Annotated in this window: 15 protein-coding genes; 7 read left to right on the top strand and 8 right to left on the bottom strand. The window is 39.7% G+C overall.

Annotation, left to right across the window (positions count from 1 at the left end):
• Positions 1–25: 25 nt before the first annotated feature.
• The 5 genes from K2F45_RS21170 to K2F45_RS21150 all read right to left on the bottom strand — a co-directional run bounded on the left by K2F45_RS21170 (position 26) and on the right by K2F45_RS21150 (position 6,819).
• The gene (locus tag K2F45_RS21170; protein ID WP_075993795.1) at positions 26–1,465 is read right to left on the bottom strand and encodes a TolC family protein; all 1,440 of its coding nucleotides are present in this window, start codon (positions 1,463–1,465) and stop codon (positions 26–28) included.
• Positions 1,458–4,619, bottom strand: a complete 3,162-nt coding sequence (locus K2F45_RS21165; protein WP_248932390.1) for an efflux RND transporter permease subunit — start codon at positions 4,617–4,619, stop codon at positions 1,458–1,460. The genes K2F45_RS21170 and K2F45_RS21165 overlap by 8 nt, the downstream gene beginning before the upstream one ends.
• 16 nt (positions 4,620–4,635) lie before the next feature.
• On the bottom strand, positions 4,636–5,715 hold the full coding sequence (locus K2F45_RS21160; protein WP_248932389.1) for an efflux RND transporter periplasmic adaptor subunit: 1,080 nt from the start codon (positions 5,713–5,715) through the stop codon (positions 4,636–4,638).
• A 111-nt stretch (positions 5,716–5,826) separates the two neighbouring features.
• On the bottom strand, positions 5,827–6,249 hold the full coding sequence (locus K2F45_RS21155) for a hypothetical protein (RefSeq protein WP_075993793.1): 423 nt from the start codon (positions 6,247–6,249) through the stop codon (positions 5,827–5,829).
• Between the two features lie 345 nt (positions 6,250–6,594).
• Entirely contained in the window at positions 6,595–6,819 is a 225-nt protein-coding gene (locus K2F45_RS21150; RefSeq protein ID WP_075993792.1) for a YdeI/OmpD-associated family protein, read from the bottom strand.
• 218 nt (positions 6,820–7,037) lie between these two features.
• On the opposite strand from K2F45_RS21150, the gene K2F45_RS21145 reads away from it, so the two are divergent.
• From K2F45_RS21145 to K2F45_RS21120, 6 genes are all read left to right on the top strand, one after another.
• Complete coding sequence (locus K2F45_RS21145; RefSeq protein ID WP_070566904.1) at positions 7,038–8,063, top strand: NAD(P)-dependent alcohol dehydrogenase; 1,026 nt, start codon at positions 7,038–7,040, stop codon at positions 8,061–8,063.
• Positions 8,064–8,292: 229 nt separating this feature from the next.
• A complete protein-coding gene (locus K2F45_RS21140) occupies positions 8,293–9,144 on the top strand; it encodes a universal stress protein (RefSeq protein ID WP_248932388.1) in 852 nt (283 codons plus the stop codon).
• A 197-nt stretch (positions 9,145–9,341) separates the two neighbouring features.
• Positions 9,342–10,154 (top strand): glycoside hydrolase family 16 protein, encoded by an 813-nt coding sequence (locus K2F45_RS21135; RefSeq protein ID WP_248932387.1) that lies wholly within the window; start codon positions 9,342–9,344, stop codon positions 10,152–10,154.
• Between the two features lie 39 nt (positions 10,155–10,193).
• A complete protein-coding gene (locus tag K2F45_RS21130; protein ID WP_088162525.1) occupies positions 10,194–10,928 on the top strand; it encodes a YoaK family protein in 735 nt (244 codons plus the stop codon).
• Complete coding sequence (locus K2F45_RS21125) at positions 10,921–11,124, top strand: DUF417 family protein (protein WP_083663729.1); 204 nt, start codon at positions 10,921–10,923, stop codon at positions 11,122–11,124. Before K2F45_RS21130 ends, K2F45_RS21125 begins: the two co-directional genes overlap by 8 nt.
• A gap of 178 nt (positions 11,125–11,302) precedes the next feature.
• Entirely contained in the window at positions 11,303–11,710 is a 408-nt protein-coding gene (locus tag K2F45_RS21120; RefSeq protein WP_157626181.1) for a hypothetical protein, read from the top strand.
• A gap of 58 nt (positions 11,711–11,768) precedes the next feature.
• Here K2F45_RS21120 and K2F45_RS21115 read toward each other — a convergent pair whose 3' ends face one another.
• The 3 genes from K2F45_RS21115 to K2F45_RS21105 form a co-directional block, all read right to left on the bottom strand.
• Positions 11,769–11,945: a DUF6496 domain-containing protein gene (locus K2F45_RS21115; RefSeq protein WP_167450483.1), complete on the bottom strand. Its 177-nt coding sequence runs from the start codon at positions 11,943–11,945 to the stop codon at positions 11,769–11,771.
• 110 nt (positions 11,946–12,055) lie between these two features.
• Entirely contained in the window at positions 12,056–13,864 is a 1,809-nt protein-coding gene (locus K2F45_RS21110; protein ID WP_075993789.1) for a glycoside hydrolase family 2 protein, read from the bottom strand.
• A 251-nt stretch (positions 13,865–14,115) separates the two neighbouring features.
• Positions 14,116–16,155: a M13 family metallopeptidase gene (locus K2F45_RS21105; RefSeq protein ID WP_075993787.1), complete on the bottom strand. Its 2,040-nt coding sequence runs from the start codon at positions 16,153–16,155 to the stop codon at positions 14,116–14,118.
• A gap of 458 nt (positions 16,156–16,613) precedes the next feature.
• Between K2F45_RS21105 and K2F45_RS21100 the strand changes: the two genes are divergently transcribed.
• Positions 16,614–19,781: a SusC/RagA family TonB-linked outer membrane protein gene (locus K2F45_RS21100; RefSeq protein WP_248932386.1), complete on the top strand. Its 3,168-nt coding sequence runs from the start codon at positions 16,614–16,616 to the stop codon at positions 19,779–19,781.
• Positions 19,782–19,802: the final 21 nt, after the last annotated feature.

Here is a 19,802-nt window from a genome sequence, read left to right as displayed (position 1 = left end):
ATATAAAAACTAAAATTAAATTGTGCTATTGATGATCCCATCCACCACCTAGGGATCTGTATATGGCTACGCTTGCTTTGAGTTGGTTGACCTTTTTCTCAACGAGCTCAAATTTGGATTCTAGGGCATCGCGTTGTGTCAGCAGAACCTCCATATAATCTGCGCGGGCGTATTTAAAGAGGTCGTTGGAAATACCGATAGACTCATTTAATGCATCGACTTCCTTGGTCTTAATTTGTAGGCCATTCTCCAGATTTTTAATTTTGGAGAGCTGGTTTGCAACTTCAATATAAGCCGCCAATATGGTCTGCTCATAATGGTAAACAGCCTGAACCTGTCGTGCATTTGCGCTATAATACGCGGCTTTAATTGCCCGTTTGTTGATCAAAGGGGCAGTGAGTTCACCAACGAGGGAAGAGAGAAAGGCTTCCGGTTTGATGAGATAAGTCGGGTCAAAAGCTTGAAAACCTACTCCCGCCGCAATGTCCAAAGAAGGGTAAAAGCGGGCTTTGGCCGATTTGATATCCAGTTTGGACGCTGCAAGTTCATATTCAGCCTGCTTTATATCAGGTCTGTTTTCCAGGAGGTCGGCCGGGATGCCGGCATAAACGGTTTGCGGGACAAGCTTATCAAATGATTGTTGATCCCTTTGAACCGGCTGCGGGAATCTTCCAACAAGGTAGTTTATTCTATTTTCTGTTTCTGTAATTTTCTGCTTGATATCATATTGCATACCTTGGGTTTTCAATATCTGGGCTTCAAATCTTTTGACGGCAAGTTTATTGGATCGCGCGTTTTTCTTCAAGTCATTTACCACGACCAGTGCATCGTTTTGAATCTTTACATTCTCATTGATAACCAAGAGTTCGTTGTCCAGCGCCAGGAGTTCATAATAAGAATCTGCAATTTCAGCGATCAGGTGAGTTACCATAAAGTTTTTGCCTTCCACGCTGGCAAAATACCGTTGCAACTGGGCTTTGGTCGCATTGTGGAGTTTACCCCAGATATCTGTTTCCCATTGTGCCTGTACACCAACTCCAAAATCAAATAGCGGTTCCGGCATTTCGCGTCCGGGTTCGATTTCCGTATTCTTTTCCATCGCTCCAATGTTTGTGTAGCGACTAACTTTGTCGACCCCGGCGCCAACTTTTACACCTACGGAAGGTAGATATTCACCTTTTTTGGCGCTTACCTCATTCTTGGCTATTTCAATTTCCTGAAGCATAATATGTAGCTCCTGGTTGTTTGCTAGTGCCTGACTGATCAGTCCTTGTAGATTGGGATCGCTGAAATAGCTGTTCCATTTGATTTTTCCTGTATTCACGGTGTCGCTGTCGGCATCGCTATATTTCCCAGGAACGGTTCTATTTTCGGTACGTTGTTTTATTTCCAGTGGTTTGCAGGCTGCAAGACTAAGCAAGAAAAGTGCGAAACCTGTATAGTGATATAATCTGTTCTTATTCATAATGTATCATGTCTTCACTTAATGGTGATTCGTCTTCGGCTTGGATCATTTTTCTTCCATCAGCCAATTTTGCAAAAATGTAGTAGAGTCCGGGAATGACAATAACGCCAAAGATAGTTCCGACGAGCATACCTCCCAGCGCCGAGGCACCTATGGTATGGTTACCGATAGCTCCAGCACCACTGGCAAAGACAAGTGGTACAAGTCCAGCGATAAATGCAAATGAGGTCATGAGGATTGGTCTGAAACGTGCTCGTGAGCCCTCAATAGCTGCTTCCAATATGCTATCGCCAGCTTGGCGCCTTTTCACGGCAAATTCTACGATAAGCACCGCATTTTTACCCAATAAACCAATAATCATGATCAGTCCGACCTGTGCATAGATGTCATTTTCAAGTCCCATAGCTTTTAATAGGAAGAATGATCCAAATACACCAACTGGTAGCGACAACAATACCGCAAACGGAATGATAAAGCTTTCGTACTGCGCAGCAAGTACAAGATATACGAAGACTAAGACGACTAAAAAGACATAAACGGCTTCGTTTCCACGTTGGGCCTCATCATAGGACAAGCCCTCCCAGGCAACTTTATAGCCATGTGGTAATGTTTGAAGTGCAGTTTCGTTGATTGCCTGAATAGCGTCGGCCGTTGTATATCCATTTGCCGGAAGTCCACGGATGGCGGCCGAATTGTACATGTTATAACGCGTGATTTCGTTTGGTCCCTGTGTTTTTTTTAAGGTCATAAAGGCCGAATAAGGAACCATCTGGTCATGATCATTTTTGACGTAGAGGTTCATGATATCGGAAGGTAGCCTTCTAAATTCTGGTGAAGATTGTACATAGACCTTGAAGAATTGACCGAAACGGATAAAACCCTGCTCGTAGGTACTACCGATAAGGATATTGAGGTTGTCCATGGCTTTACCAATGGAAACGCCTTTTTGCATTGCGGCGTTATTGTCAAATACCAATTCGTATTGTGGGTAATTGGCGGCAAAGAATGTAAAGACTCCGGTGAGTTCCTTACGTTTCTTTAGATTAGCGATAAACGCTTTATTTACTTTATCGAAATCTTGGTAATCGGTGGTTCTATTGAGGTCCAGCAGGCGCATGGAGAAACCTCCTGAAGAACCAAACCCTGGAACAGCGGGAGGTTCGAAGAATTCAACCGTTGCACCAAGATTTTTTGATTTTTCTTCAAGTTCTTCCATGATCTCTTTAACGGAGTGTTCACGTTCACCCCAGGTTTTGAGGTTGATAAGACAGGTTCCGGCATTCGATCCACGGCCTTCGGTCATGATTTCATAACCTGCCAGTGATGAGACAGATTCTACCCCATCTACCCCTTGACAGATCTTTTGGAGCTCTCTGGAAAGCTTATTGGTCTGTTCCAATGTTGATCCCGGAGGAGTCTGAATAATGGCATATATTGTACCTTGGTCCTCACTCGGTATAAAACCTCCTGGAAGCGTTTTGTTAATGACGAAAATTCCGACACAGAAAGCTATTAAGATACCCCATGTAATCACTCTTCGGCTGGCAATTTTACGAAGTAAGGAGGCATACTTGCCCGTTATTCTATCAAAAGTATGGTTAAAAAGGTCGAGCGATTTAGTGAATACGTTTGATTTTTTTGGTTTACCATGGTTGTTTTTCAGGAGCATCGCAGCAAGCACAGGAGTAAGGGTTAATGCGACTACTGCAGATATCACGATGGAACTCGCCATGGTAATTGAAAACTGACGGTAAAATGTTCCGACAGGACCTGTCATAAATGAAATGGGGATAAAAACGGCCACCATAACAGCTGTAATAGCGATAATAGCACCTGCGATTTCGCCCATGACTTCTTTTACAGCGCTGTATGGCGATATGGCACTTTCTTCCATTTTGGCATGTACTGCTTCAATGACCACAATGGCATTGTCCACGACAATCCCGATGGCAAGCACCAATGCAAACAAGGTCACTAAGTTGATCGACATACCGAACCATTGGATGACGAAGAATGTACCTATCAGCGAGACGGGCACGGCGATGATCGGAATCAAAGTCGAACGCCAGTCGCCAAGGAAAATAAATACAACAATGGCAACTAAAATAAAAGCATCGCGTAGAGTATGCATCACCTGTTCGATAGAAGCATCCAGAAATTGGGATACGTCATAACTGATTTTATAGTCTATCCCTGGAGGAAAGTTACTTTTCATCTCTGCAAGTTTTGCCTTCACATCTTTAATAACGTCATTGGCATTACTACCATAATTCTGTTTCAACACAATTGAAGCCGAGGGATGCCCGTCTAAATTGGAATAGATGTCAAAGAATTCACTACCCAGTTCGACTTTAGCTACGTCTTTTAACTTGATATTTTCACCGTCGCCGTTTGCGCGAACGATAATATTGTCGTATTCTTCAGGTGTATTGTATTGCCCTTTATAGGTTAGGACATATTCGAGGGATTGCGCTGCAATACCCGAGCTTTGTCCTAGTCGACCGGGACGGCCGATGATACTTTGTTCTCCTATCGCTTTCATCACTTCATCAACTGACAGGCTATAGGCGCGCATACGATCGGGATTTAACCAGACGCGCATGGCATATCTACGGCTACCTAAGATTTGTGATTTGGCGATACCATGAATACGATTGATTTCAGGAATGATATTTACAGTTGCATAGTTGTACAAGAACTTTTCATCCATGCTTTTATTTGTACTGTAAAGATTCACGTACATCAGCATACTAGGCTGAATTGGATTGACGACGACTCCTTCCTTTTGAACAAGTTCAGGCAATAGTGGCATAACTTGATCCACCCGGGTTTTGACCAGTACCACGGCATCGTTGGGATCTGTTCCCGGATCAAATACGACGTTTACGGTTGCTTCACCGGCACTGGTCGCATCGGTTGCGATATAGCGCATTCCCTGTACACCATTGATTGCATTCTCCAGTGTAATCAGTGAGGATTTTACAAGTACATCGGCACTTGCACCAGGATAGGCAATGGAGACCGCTACTGTAGTCGGTGCGATTTTTGGAAATTGCTCAGTAGGAAGTTGCTTTATGGCCAAACCTCCGATAAATAGGATTACAACCGATATGACAATAGCAAATACCGGTCGATGTATTACTTTTTTAAACATAATGCTGCTTTTTTAATTACTCTGCATATAAATCTAAGTTTGACATGACTTTCTCCGGAGTCTGATATTTGGATTCAATAGTCTGATTTTCCTGTACCAGGCGAAGTCCATTCAGCAGAATCTTTTCGTCCTTGCCCAATCCGGAAGAAACAACATAGATATGCGGCAGTTCGGCAGCAACTTTTATTTCTCTTGCTTTTACTTTATTATCTTTTGTAATAACGTAAACATATTTTTTTTCAAGCTCCTCGAATGTAGCTTTCTGAGGTATCATAAGCGCGTTATTATAGGGCGATGTAATGACGATATTACCTGTCTCGCCATAACGCAATAATCCCTTTGGATTTGGAAAAGTCGCTCTGTAGGCAATATTTCCAGTTTCATTATTGAAGTCTGATTCAATTGTTTCAACAATACCCTCATGACCGAATTCTTTTCCATTAGCCATGTTTAATCGTACATGAAGCGGGTTATTGTCTTGTTTTGCGTCCATTTGATTGAGGTATTCGACTTCGGGTACATTGAAGTAAACCCACATTTTACTGTTATCGGACAGCTCTGTGATCAACTCGCCTTCATCGACAAGACTTCCTTTACGGACATGAAGCTTACCAACGATTCCGGAAAACGGTGCTACGATATCAGTAAATTTGAGATGGGTATTCATAGCGGCTAACTCAGCTTTGGCTTTTTCATATTTTGCTTTTGCCATTTCAGTTTCCTGCGGAGCTACAATATCTTTTTCGGACAGATTTTTGGTGTTCTGATATTCGATTTCAGCATATTTTACCTCAGCTTTAGCACGATTAACATCGGACTCATAGAGGTTGGGCATGATTTTAAAGAGGGGTTGTCCTTTTTGTACAAATTGACCTTCATCGACAAATATCGATTGAATGTAGCCTTTTTCCTGTGCGCGCAATTCAATATGGTTGATCGAACGGATTTGGGCGACATAATCTTTATTGACAATTGTATCCTTGACCAAAGGAGTAGTGACATTGAAAACTGCAGCTTCTTTTTTGTCTTTTTTTTCTGACTGACAGCTTGTCGATAGAATAATAAGGCACAGGCTTATATACATAAAGCTTCTCATGACCATGATAATAGTTTTTTAATTATTTTCGAAAAATTGAACAATAGTTTGACCTGCTTCCAAATGATTTTGAAAGTTATTTTGATCTTTTTTTAAGAAATTATTAAAAAATCACAGCCTGAATACACTGTAATGGATATATAGGGCGCTTTTTCGTAAAGTATGCTGGTTGGAATTTGCAAGCGAAACTGCTGTGCGTGTATTGTGAAATTCGGGATGTATATAAGAGACTAGATTTCCAAAACCCTCTCCTTTAAGTGCGAATAAGTTAGGGCTATTGGAATCATTTCCCGTGTCGTCGTTTTCATTATCATTTTCTGAAAAATAAGCCCTTAATTTTTCATGTCGAGGACGTTTAGTTTTGCGAATAACTTTGGTGTCATAATCTTCGCTTTTTAATTGCTTGTTGAAATGATTGACAGCGTGAAGATTGCAGGAAGAGATTTTATTTGGTGTTGGCACATGATACCAGCCAAAACTGATAAGTATTGCGCAAACTACGCCGAACAGATATTGATGGAATTTTCCTTGCATCCTTGAAAGCAAATGTAATTAAACTTTAAAAATGATACAAGTGATTTAGGTATGGAATTTTTAAAGTTTATGTAATATTGTTACAAAGTATTTAAACTGACGGTGTTTTAGTGATTATTTGTGTAAAAATTGCTCAAATTCCGTTTTTGAAATTGCGTTTAGGTGATATTTTTAAAAAATATGACCTAAATAGCTTTGGTTTTCTTCAATGGGTTATGTTTTTAGGTTTTTTTTGAGTTTATTTTCGTTGTTTTTTTGTTTGGCCTAATCTATTCTTTCAATTGAGCAAAAATGGCTTGCAGTATTTTTTGATAAGTAACTACCTTAATATTCAATTGGGCTATTCTAAACGGTTTTTAACGTTTTCTGATTATTTCGTAGCATTTGTATTGCTTTTTCAGCTCTTGTTTTTCGGGTTTGTTCCTGTTTTGCAGATCCAACCCAATCACAATAGCCTTGTTTGTATGATTTGGTAAGTGTTTCAAAAAAAGCATTGGCTTTTTCGTCCATATCCAACAATTGTTGGAGTTCCATAGGAACGCTTTCGATATGTTCATTTTTTTTTAACATATATTTTTATCCTTTGATTCCCGATAAAAATACATAAATATCTTCGAGTTGCCGGCCTTTATTGCATGAATACTTTTGACTTGCCCGTTAGGTAATACGATCAGGAGATTGCAATACTTTTTCTTGGAATAAGACTTACATGTTGCCGCTGTCTTCATATGCGTTGAAACATATATTGTTCTTATTTGTTTTTCTATTAGTCAACAAAAATTTTCAATATGAAAGCAGTACGTTTTTTTGGGCACAAAGATGTCCGCGTTGTGAATGATCTTGTGAAGCCCGTTCCTAAGGGCGATGAAGTATTACTAAAAATTGGTGGTGCAGGTGTTTGTCATTCTGATCTTCACATTATAGATGAGGGGACCGTTGTAGGTACGGTGTTTACCTTGGGACACGAAAATGCGGGCTGGATTGAAGAAGTTGGATCTGATGTAAAAGACTATAAAAAAGGTGATGCGGTATTGGTCTATGGTCCTTGGGGCTGTGGGCACTGTAAACCCTGTCAGCAATCAAAAGAAAATTATTGTGATCACCAGTCTGAAATGGCTTATGGTGGTGGGCTAGGCCTAGATGGCGGGATGGCGGAATATATGCTTGTCCCTTCTTCGCGCTTACTGGTCCCAATTTATGACTTAGATCCAGTCATTGCTGCGCCATTAACGGATGCGGCACTTACACCTTATTCGGCGATAAAACGTTCTATTGGTAAATTAACGGCAGATGAATATGTAGTTGTAATCGGAGTTGGAGGTTTGGGCCATGTTGCATTACAAATACTAAATGAAGTAAGCGCGAGTTCAATTATCGCCTGTGATGTCACCGAAGAAAAACTAGCCTTTGCTAAAGAACTGGGGGCAGCCTATGTGGTCAATTCGAAGGATGCAAATGCAGCCGAACAAATCAATAAGATTACCGGCATTAAAAAAGCTAAAGTAGTGATTGATTTTGTAGGCGCAACATCGACTATAGATCTAGGAACAAAGGTTGTTGGTTTGGATGGTGACCTGACAATTGTTGGATTAGGTGGGGGACACTACCAGTACAATATGTCTGGGCTTCCTTTTGGTGTGAGTATGACAAACCCATATTGGGGCTCGCGGGTTGAGCTTATGGAAGTTGTAGGTTTGGCTAGGCAAAGGAAGATTCATATTGAAATTGAGCAGTTTAAGCTTGATCAGGCTAACGAAGTTTATGATCGAATGCGCAACGGTAAGATCAAAGGAAGGGCTGTACTGATTCCTTAGTAAAAAAAAAGTCTATCTTTTTGGTAGTTTATTTTGGTTTTTATCTTTTTGATGCTTATCTTTGTTGTATCATAATTTAGGTTTATAATTGGTTATTTAAGGTTTTCATTCTCCCCGTTTGAAAACCTTTTTTTTTGAAAGTCTCTCTTTTGATTGGTTATTAAAAACCTTCTGCATTCTCTACTGTTGTAATACTAGTAATCTGCGCTGATTTATCTGCAAAATATTTATGGACAAAACAATTCTCGTACTCACCGATTTTTCTGAAAATTCATGGACCGCTATCCGCTATGCGGCGAATCTGGCTAAAAGATTTAACTGGACAGTAGAGCTTCTGCATACTTATACTATCCCAATAAAAGACAGTGTCCATGCTAAAATGGAGAATATGTTTTTGACGCCTCAGAAGGAAGAGGCTGAAGGCATGCTCAAGGACTGGCAGACACGTATCGACGATGAATTTCCTGATCTCAGCAGTAAAACCGTAAGTTTGCTCGGCGACTTGGAAAAAACGGTACTAAACTTACTACAAGAAAAGGAATACCGCTTTATCGTTATGGGAGCTAAGGGTAAAGGTATGATACAAAATGCGGTCTTGGGAAGCAATACCTTTGCCCTGATAAAAAAGAGTCCAATCGGTGTCTTGGCAGTACCCATCATGTTCCAAAAATTTAGGTTACAAAATATCGGATTACTGAGCAATTTTAAAGCGTCCGAATATGATCTACTTGACAGTTTCATCTTACGTGTACCGGAGAAATTCAATCTCAGTCTCTTGCACGTAACACAAAAGTATATCTCTCCAAAACGAGAAGATATTGAAGACTGGAAACAAAAGCTATCCACCCAATTCTCGTTTAATAAAATTGATTATGTGGAAAAAAACGCGGTCAATCGCTTAGATTACAATATGCCTTTACCGCGTTGCATCGACTACATGGTAGAAATCGAAGCTATTGATCTTTTACTTGTGTCGTACATTCCTAAAAGTTTTTTCAAAAGTATATTTTCCAGAAATCTTACGAAAGCAATTTATCGTAATCTGACGGTTCCTACTTTTTTTAAGCGTAATTTATATTAATTGTCGGTAATCTCCTCCTTGTTATTACTATCCATTGGTTAATTGTACACGATTTAGTAAGTAGAAAATGATTGCACTAAAGTTAATAGCCGTGATTTTATGATTGCTAACTGAAATTTAAATCGCCTCTCCGATATGAAGTAATGTATTCGTATTTTTCATTAGCTTTATACATAGTTGTATAAAATATAAACATAATGAGCCTTTGGATACTTCCTTTAATCACCATACTTTCCGCAAGTCCCGATAGTACGCATGCAGGAGAATATAAGTTTGCTGAAACGCCCAGTTGGAGCGATGAGTTTGATTACAATGGTCTGCCGGACGCAAGAAAATGGGGGTATGATGTAGGCTCCTTGCATAATGGCTGGGGAAATCATGAACTTCAATACTATACAGCTGCAAACAGGAAAAATGCAAGTGTGGCAAATGGTGTTTTACGTATTACTGCAATAAAAGAACAATATGAGGGGTTGGATTATACTTCTGCTAGGCTGGTCAGTAAGAACAAGGGCGATTTTCTGTATGGTCGATTTGTAGTCCGAGCCAAGGTACCGAAAGGGAAAGGTACGTGGGCAGCCGCTTGGATGTTGCCGACAGATTGGGTTTATGGAGGATGGCCACATTCGGGGGAAATAGATATCATGGAGCATGTCGGTTATGACGAGAATGCAATACATATTACCGTTCATACAAAGGACTATAATCATTCCATTGGAACTCAAAAAGGAGTGATGAAGCGAATTAATCAGGCAACATCGGAGTTTCATGATTATCGGATTGACTGGACCCCCGAGTATATCCGGGGTTTCGTGGATGATGTTCAGATCTATAGTTTTCCGAATGAAGGAAAAGGCAATGGCGTGTGGCCATTTGATAAAAGATTTCATTTACTATTGAATCTGGCCGTTGGTGGAGATTGGGGCGGTGTGCAAGGTGTCGATAGTAGCGCATTTCCTGCTGAGATGGAGGTGGATTATGTCAGGGTATATGATTTACTGAAACCTTAAATGAATCTTATTTTCTGTAATTTATAAAGATTAATTCAAATGTTTAGGCATCAAGGGAGAGGAAGGAATTATACTCATAATTTGAAGTTAGCCTCTATTTTGTCTTGTGTTGCAGGCCTGGTTAATATTACAGGTGTTCTTGCCGTTGGCACTTTAACAACAAATGTCACAGGTCACTTCGCATTTTTTTCAGAACAGTTGATTTTAATGAATTACAAGATGGCTTTGATTTATCTGTTATATATTGCTTTCTTTTTAATGGGAGCTACCGTTTCAGGTTTTATTGTAGAATTAGCCTCAAAAAAGAAATCACATAACGCTTATATCATTCCAATTTGTATCGAGTCTATTATCTTAATTAGCGTAGGACTGGTCCCAGCTTTATTTAAAGCAGGGCCAACTTTGCCAACAATAATTTCATTTGCCCTGCTTTTTGCTATGGGACTTCAGAATGCTCTGGTAACGAAGGTGTCACAATCCGTTGTCAGAACGACGCATTTGACCGGATTGTTTACTGATCTTGGTATTGAAATTTCACAGTTGCTTTTTTATAGAGAAATTGTTGAGAAAGTGAAATTACACAAAAGTATTTTTCTTAAGTTGATGATTATTGGTGGTTTTTTTTTCGGGGGAATTATAGGAGGTTTTATGTTTCAATATTTTAAATTGAAAACATTAATGTTACCCGCTACAATGCTTTTGTTTGCCTTATGGTATGACCATATTCTGCTTAAGTTTTATCATTTGAAGCGAAGCTTAAGGGCGGATGAATAATAGTTTTGAGTCAGGATCTAACCTAATAACAACACCGGAAGCACTTGTGCCCAAATCTGATGGGGATTTTCCTTCACCGAATTATGCTTTTCCTTATTTCTCTGTAGCCGGAAGATTAGTACTGAAAGATGTAATTATGTTGGCAGCAGCGTTGATTATTGGAGCATATAGTGTTGACCGCCTGATGGAAAAGTAGATTTAGGATCAACGCGAATAGATGCTTTTTTATGAAATAGTTGCGGTTTGCCCAGACTAGCGAATAGTGAATCAAGCTATATTTGCCAACTTTTGGAAGGTATCTTTGATGCCAGCTGTATTTTGGCAGCATCTTTGTATCTCGTCGTTAAACTATATTGAGTTATACCACGAACGATATGAAAATAATACGAACGACCCTTTCATTTCTTCTGTTTAGTTTCATCCTTTTAGTTGGATGCAACAATAATCAACAGATCAGGATGATTGATAAAGATGGGAACACACATTTGTTGACAAGAGAAGGTGATCGAAAAGGAGAATTGGGACTGCAGCGTATCATCGCTCGTGGCAATGATACAGTAATAACGATTGATGGTGCAGGTCATAAAATGATATGGACAGCTTCAGATGTGACCAATATTGATACAACAAAGATTCAATATTATCTCAAAAAAAGAAATGGAAGCAGTGTTCATATTTATACACCCGTCGATGTAAATCAAAATTTTATAGATGTAGAGGATAGTCAAAATGTTTTGTCAGATCCTTATGATGGTACAGACAAGAAAAAATCCTTACTGTAGATTGCCGCATGAAAAAGCATAATTTGGTCTAAAGAGAAAATCCTAGCAAGTTTGCTTGCTAGGATTTTTTTTTGGGTACTTTGGCACCTTCTTTTTTGGCTTCGGAGAGGCCGATAGCAATCGCCTGTTTTCGTGATGTTACCTTTTTTCCGCTACCAGATTTTAATTTTCCCTCTTTCATTTCGTGCATCGTCTTTTCAACTTTCTCAGATGCTTTTTCTGAATATTTTGCCATAATAGTGTTACACCTTGATCTGTTATTAAACACTTCTGCAAAAAGAACAGCTGTTTCAGTTGAATCGTTTGAAAATTCTTTGAGAGCGAAATAGCGAGCATCTGTATCCGCTAATTCAATTCATTTCCAGCTTTAATCACGGCTTGGTTGACGGCTTTTATTCTTTCAAGAACCATTTTTTGTATTTTACGGTCGTAAGTCAATAGACCATTGACTTCATGTTCCACGTCTGTAGTTTGCGTATAAATAGCAACACTGAGTCCTTTGTATCTGAGCAATTGTTCGACATTATCCATTAGGAATATATAACGGTCTGTGAGTGCCTCTATAGTGGGTTCGTATGCATAGGCATTGTTTTCGACGGGCCACATGTGATCGCGGACAAATAAGCCTACGCCACCAAACTCTCCAAGGGAAGCAGCCCGTTTCGGATCAGGTTCTGAGGCACCCTTGGGGCCAACATAGATATGGGTGTCAACAAAATCTCCATTTCCGGGATCACCATAAGCTTTTTGGTAAGATGGATTGTTGTTAAATCCCGAATTACCGTTCACTAAACGTGAAGGGTCATATTGTTTGGTCCAGTCGGTAATATTGCGAACATCGAAAGCGCCCCAATTTTCGTTAAAAGGAACCCAGGCGATAATGGATGGGGAGTTGTAGTGGTCGTCAATGATGGCCTTGTATTCATCACGAAATGCTTTTCGATAAATCGTAGTATCTTCATCGGGATACCAAAGGCAAGGCATATCTTGCCACACGAGCAGTCCCATTTTATCTGCCCAATAATAGAACCGTTGGGGTTCGGTTTTCATATGCTTACGAATAAGGTTATAACCAGCTTTTTTGGTAAACTCGATATCATATTTGAGAGCTTCTTCCGTAGGTGCTGTTAGAATTCCATCGGGCCAGTACCCCTGATCCAGGAGACCGAGCTGCATCACAAATTTGTCATTCAATAGCGGCCTTACAATTCCGTTTACCTTACCAAGTTTAATATCACGCATACCAAAATAGCTCTTAACCTCGTCAATAATTTCTCCATTCTTCCCATGTATACTTAATTTTAAATCGTATAAAAAGGGGGAGTCAGGAGACCAAAGTTTTGGATTTTCTACCGGGATTTTAAATTCCATGCCCGACTGAATTACCGTTTTTGAAATTTCTTTTCCTTCTGAAGAAACGATGGCTGTAACTTTTGCCTTGGCTGTGCTAGTGACCTTTATTTTTAGTTGTTTTTCTGCTACTTGAGGTAATAATTTGATTCCCTGTATATGGTTTTTGCTTACTGGTTCCATCCACACAGTTTGCCATATGCCAGAAGAAAATGTATAGTCGCCTCGAGGTCCATTTTTGCCCGAAGGATACTTACCGTCGTTCTTGTCATGTGCTGCAACGACAATGTTATTTGGACCGGCCTTTAAAAACTCAGTGATGTTGATCCAGAAGGAGTCGTAGCCACCTGAATGAGTACTAGCTTTTTTTCCATTTACAAATATGGTCGCATCGTGATCCACTGCACCAAAATGGAGTATAATATCTTTCCCTTTCCAATGATTAGGTAGCTCGAAATTTTTACGATACCACAGATTAATTTCTTGTTTGCGTTGTATTCCGGATAAATAGGACTCTGGACAGTAGGGGACAAGAATGCTTTCTCGGCTGCGGTCAAAGGAAATGGGGGCAGCAGGATTCAGCGCATTCGGAGCGTCCTTTCCACCTATATAATCCCATTTACCGTTGAGACATAGCCATTCGTTCCTTTCCATTTGGGGACGTGGATATTCGGAAAGTGGGATTTCTGTTTGCTTGGCTATTGCTGTCCATGGGGTTGAAAGCTGTGGCTGTTGTGCCAAAGCATTAAGCCAACCGAAGAGCGATAGTGCCAGCACAAAAATTGAGGTTTTGGTTTTTATCATGGTATACTTCTTGGTTTTTCAGAATATGAATATAAGTATACTAAAATGATTTAGTGAATTATAAACGAAATGTTACTAGTGCCGCTTTCATATTGGGCTTGGTTGGTTGGTTGGTTGGTTGGTTGGTTGGTTGGTTGGTTGGTTGGTTGGTTGGTTGGTTGGTTGGTTGGTTGGTTCGCAAAAGAAATATATGTTGGATTAAACAAACTACAGGAGCTGCCTTTTTTGAGGCAGTTCCTGTATAATGCTTATTACCAGATTTTAATTCTTTCTTCTGGTGACTTGTACAGTTTGTCTCCTTGTTTAACATCGAAAGCTCTGTAAAAAGCATCAACATTGATCAATGGGCCAAAACTTCTGAAATATCCTGGAGAGTGTGGATCAGTTTTAACTTGGTTGACCATATATTTTTCACTGGATAGGGTTCTCCACACAGTTGCCCAGCTTAGGAAAAAGCGTTGATCTTGCGTGTATCCACTTATTTCACCTGGGTTTCCCTTATCTTTTAAATATAGTTGAAGTGCGTCGTAAGCAATGTTTACACCGCCTAAATCCGCGATATTTTCACCGTTTGTAAATGTTCCGTTGACGAAAGTGCCTTTTACAGGTTCATATTTATCGTATTGAGCTGCGAGTGTTTTTGTTGCTTTTTCAAAATTGGCTTTATCTTCTGGTGTCCACCAGTCTACCAAGTTTCCGTCCGCATCAAATTGTGCACCTGAATCGTCAAATCCGTGGCTCATTTCGTGGCCAATTACCGCACCTATACCACCGAAATTAACAGCTGCGTCGGCTTGTGGGTTGAAAAATGGCGGTTGAAGAATAGCTGCCGGAAACACGATCTCATTGTTTACGGGATTGTAATAGGCATTTACTGTTTGTGGAGTCATTCCCCATTCTGATTTGTCAACAGCCTTGCCAATTTTAGCCAGATCCTTTTCATATCGCCATGTGGTGATATTTTGGAGGTTAGCATACAGATTACCGCCTTTATTTTCAGATAGAATACTCAATTTAGAATAATCTTTCCATTTGTCCGGATAGGCAACTTTTACAGTGAATTTGTTTAGTTTTTCAAGCGCTTTTCCTTTTGTAGCCGAAGACATCCAGCTCAAATCGTTGATATGGACTGCAAAGCTTTTCTTTAAATAGTCGATCAATTCAACCATTTGTGCTTTAGCCTCAGCTGGAAAATATTTTTCGACATATAATTTTCCGAAAGCTTCACCTAATGTGGAATTGATCAGTTCAAATCCTCTTTTATTTAATGCTCTTTGTTCTTGTTGACCTCTTAAATACTTACCATAAAAAGCAAATCGCATGTCTCCTAATTTTTCGCTTAAATAAGAGGCACTACCGTTGATCATATGGAATTTTAAGTAATCTTTAATAACAGGAAGGTTTTGTGCACTGACCAATTTATCGAAGTTCTTGTAATAACCTAATTCCCCAATGATTACTTTTTCCGTATTGACACCTACTTTTTTAAGGTACTCAGGTAGATTTACATTTTTAACCAAGGCGGTTAACTCTGCCATGGTCTGTGGATTGTACTGTAACGTATTATCACGGCTTTGTTCATTGGTCAAGTAGGTCTTCGCAATGCTTTTTTCGTAGTCAACTATTCCTTTTGCGGCAGCATCAGCATTTTTATAGCCCAATTCTGTTAACATGGAAGCTACATATTTTTGATACTCGGCAATAGTTTCGGTATTTTTTTCATTTTCTTTTTGATAATAATCTCTTCCTAGTCCTAAGGAGGCATCTCCTAAGTAGACCGCGTTCATTTTTGAATCTTTTAAATCAGCGTAGACACCCCAGCCATAGAAATTATTTTCACCTTCCTTCGTTACGGAAGTTAGATAATTCTGAAGATCTTTTAGGTTTTTAATCGCGTCGATTTTGTTTAAATTTCCCTGAATCGGCTTAATACCGTCTGCATTTCTTTTCTGTAAGTTCATGTAAGAAGCATACAGGTCCTGTATTTTTTTGCCCTCACTTCCTTCAGGAAATTTATCTTTTAAAAGTGAGTTCAGAATTTTCATCGAATTGTTGTCCGTATCTTCTGCCAATTTATTGAAGCTTCCCCAAGTGGGTTTGTCGGAAGGAATTTTAGCCGTTTTCATCCAGGTTCCGCTTACGTAGTTGTAAAAGTCATCCTGTGGACGTACAGATTTGTCCATTAAGCTCAGATCAAGTCCTTTGTCGGGTCCTGTACCTGCTGTCTGTGCTTCCGCATGCTGTGTGTAGACTCCAGCCAAGAAAATTAGGGCGAGTGTTAATTTTTTCATTGTTGTTTTAATGTTGTATGATTTTCAATAATTCAATCTGGGAGTACGCACAAATTATGGGTAAAATAACTTATGTTATTTGCTCCGGGTAATTCGATTTGTAGCAGCCATGTCAATAATTAGCTGTGATTTTTTTTAAGCTAAAAAAATCATTTACACAAATGACGGAAAATTCTAATTCAGCAACAAGTAAATTTGATCATTATCTGTCATTTTATTAAACTAATCGGGTAGAGTAGCATGTTATTCGTTTGCTATTGAATAACATGGATATATTTTTTTTAAGAACATCCATTGATGTGTTGTTGAACGCTCCGCTATCTGACTTAGCTAAGCTATTTTAGGACAAGAAGAAATACTGAACTTAATATGGAAATACTAAACTTAATATGAATTTAGTTTAGTATTAATAAACGATGTTTAATATTGCTTACATTTTCATCTATAAGTAAGCGATTATGTTCAAACTATCCTATTCAATTTCACCTAAAGTTACTGGTCTAACATTGTCATTGGCCATGCTGGCTGCACAGGGGTTTAGCCAGACCCGATCGTTCCAGGGGAGACTGGTCGATTCATTGAGTCAAGTCGCTATTCATGGCGCAACAATTCGTAATTCTCATTTAGCTAAGCTTGTTTCATCGGATCATTCCGGTAAATTTGTGATCGATGCACATATCGGTGATACGCTAAGAATTGGCTACATGGGGTATCTTCCCAAGGTTTTCATTGTTGGTAATCAATCTTCATCCGTTATTTCGCTTATACCGAACCAACAATCCCTCAATGAGGTGGTTGTAACTGCGCTTGGTATCAAAAAAGAAAAGCAGGCTATTGGCTATTCAGTGCAGGAAATAAAAGGCAAAGATATGGTTAAAGCTCGGGAACCAAATGCTATTTCTGGTTTAGCTGGACGCGTGTCTGGCTTAACAATTACACCGAGTACAAACTTATTTGGAGACCCGGGTATCACGTTACGTGGTCGGAGCAATATTCTTATTGTGGTCGATGGCATGCCGATTAATACCGACTCATGGAATCTTAGTCCGGATGATATCGAATCCTATTCTGTCTTAAAAGGGGCAAATGCTGCGGCATTATATGGGAACAGAGGTCAAAATGGAGCGATTGTGATAACGACAAAACGAGCAAAATCACAGGATAAGGGTTTTCAGGTTGAATTTAATTCAAGTACACAATTGCAGACGGGGTATAATGCCATACCAAAAATTCAAACCGAATATGGCCCGGGTTCAAATTATCAATATGCTTTTAAAGATGGTCGTGGGGGTGGAATCAATGACAACGATTACAACATTTGGGGACCCCGATTTGAAGGACAACTTATTCCGCAATATAACAGCCCGATAGATCCAAAAACAGGACAGCTTATTCCCTTACCTTGGGAGGCCAGAGGAAAAGATAATTTGAAGAAATTTCTTCAGAATGGTCTTTTGAGTACAAACAATATTGCTATATCGACCAAAAATGATCATGGTGATCTACGCTTATCTGCGTCTCAGATGTTTCAACGGGGAACTACGCCTAACACGAAATTGGGAAGCACCAATATAAATCTTACCGGAGGCATTAACGCTGGTAGTAAGCTCCGTTTCGATGCGAGCATAAATTACAATAAGCAGTATTCACCAAATTATCCAAATATTGCTTATGGACCAAATAGTCCTATTTACATTCTTACGTTATGGGGAGCGGCAGATTATGATATTGATGATCTTCGCAACTATTGGCAGCCTGGGAAAGAAAATGTACAGCAGTACAATCGTGAATACACCATTTATGACAATCCTTGGATGACGGCTTATGAAAATTTGAGGACTTATGATAAGGATGATATCTACGGTTACGTGTCGGCTAATTACAAGTTTAATGATAAATTGTCATTAAATGCACGTACCAGTGCTAGTACCTGGAATCGGAATAGAACGATTAAAATTCCAATTTCTGCCAACCTATATAATTATACTATCGGTGGAAGCCGTGTTGGTGGTTATCAGGAAACCTATGATACTTTTTGGGAAAATAATACAGAGGTTTCCTTAAAATACCAAAATCGTATTGCCGAGGACATAGGCTTCTCAGGCTCAGTATTTGGTAATTTAAGAACCGTCAGTGTCAAATCGCTGTTTGCACGTACAGATCGTGGATTGACTGTGCCCGGTGTTTATGACTTAAGTAATTCGATCATGCCCACGGTATCTACTAACGATCGCGCCCTGCGTCAGGTGGGAAGTGTCTATGGATTCATGGATGTAGACTATAAAAGTATGTTATTCTTAAATCTAACGGGGCGATTTGATAAATCTTCGACGATGCCGGTAAAGAATAACACCTACTTCTACCCATCGGCTTCATTAAGCGCTGTGATTTCACAGATGATCACTTTGCCCAAGGTTATTTCCGCATTAAAAATCCGTGGAGCATATGCTAACGTTGCGAGTGATTTCGTCAATGAATCGGCCCAGTACGATATTTATAAACTTTTGCCGGCATACAGTAATTATGGTCGTTGGGCCAATTCAATGACCGGCGTAACATATACCGATGTATTACCGAACCCGGATCTCGTGGCAGAGCGTGTGAAGACGGCGGAAATAGGTTTGGAAACTCGTTTATTTAACAACCGTTTGGGTTTCGATTTTGCTTTTTTTAGAAACCTGGAAGGTCCCAGGATTATCGAATTGGCTACGTCGGTTACTTCGGGTGTAAGAGCCAGACAAACCAATGGGTTGACTTTATTGCGCAAAGGTATCGAGCTGAGTATCGATGGGACTTTGATTCAACAGAAAGATTTTAGCTGGAATGTAACGGTCAATGCATCAACAAATCATGCCTGGCTACACGACATCGATGGGCATCAAACGCGTTCGGGGAATGTTCGTGTTGGTGAACGATGGGACGGATATTACGTGAATGATTTTCAGCGTGATGAAAAAGGAATGCCAATTGTGGGTACAAATGGTTTGCCAGCTTACAATCCTTATGTGAGCAGAATAGGTTATAGTGATAATAAATTTACGGCCAGTATCAGCAATAGTTTCCGATATCGTGATTTCAGTTTTAGTTTTCTTGTGGACGGCCGCTTTGGTGGTTTAATAAAAAATGTGCAGGATGCCAAACAGTGGGGATCGGGAACACATCCCGAATCAGCAAATGAATATCGTCTAAAGGACTGGGAAAATAGGGACGTCAAAGATTATAAAGGAACTGTCATGACCAATGGGTTAAAAATAGTCAAGGGGCAGCTCAATACAGATCAGGATGGTAAGATAATCTCCGATACAAGAGAATTTGCCCCAAATGACATTGCTGTGTTGTGGCAAAATTGGGCCACTAATTACTATCAGTCGGGACCAATGACAGCCAAAAGCCGAACCTTTGTCAAATTACGGGAGATCGTTTTCAGTTATAATGTGCCTGCCAACTTGTTGAAAAATTCCAGATTCTTCCGCAGTGCAAGTGTTTCAGTGGTCGGTAGGAATTTGCTGTATTTCACGGGAAAAGGTACCCGAAATATGGATTTGGATCAATTCACCAGTGCTAGCTCAGACTACCAGACACCATCAGTAAAGAGCTTTGGCCTAAATCTCAATGCATCCTTCTAAAAACTTAGTCAAAATTTTTAA

The sequence above is a fragment of the Sphingobacterium siyangense genome, assembly GCF_023277505.1.
GTDB lineage: Bacteria > Bacteroidota > Bacteroidia > Sphingobacteriales > Sphingobacteriaceae > Sphingobacterium > Sphingobacterium siyangense.
This window is presented reverse-complemented; position numbering and strand designations above follow the sequence as displayed.